We start from the raw sequence: 260 nt of genomic DNA on the forward strand, positions 1-260 counted from the left end.
AAGCTGCTATCGACGTAACGGCCTGGAATTGCCCGGCTGATTTTAATGGGTCAGTGGTCCCGATCGGCCGTCCGATTGCGAACACGCGGGTTTATCTGCTGGACGGTCATGGCGCGCCGGTGCCGTTCGGGGTGGTGGGCGAGCTTTACATTGGCGGGGCGGGGGTGGCGCGCGGCTATCTGAACCGCCCCGAGCTGACAGCCGAGCGGTTCATCGCCAGTCCCTTTGTGGAGGGCGATCGGCTGTATCGCACGGGGGAC

The 260-nt window shown here is 64.6% G+C and carries 1 protein-coding gene; it reads left to right on the forward strand.

Annotation, left to right across the window (positions count from 1 at the left end):
• The coding region (locus AB3X89_RS40550) for an AMP-binding protein (RefSeq protein WP_368588101.1) at window positions 1–260 on the forward strand (260 nt) is incomplete at both ends.

Origin of the sequence: Paraburkholderia sp. BR14320 (genome assembly GCF_040948665.1) — a bacterium.
Taxonomy (GTDB): Bacteria; Pseudomonadota; Gammaproteobacteria; order Burkholderiales; family Burkholderiaceae; genus Paraburkholderia; species Paraburkholderia youngii.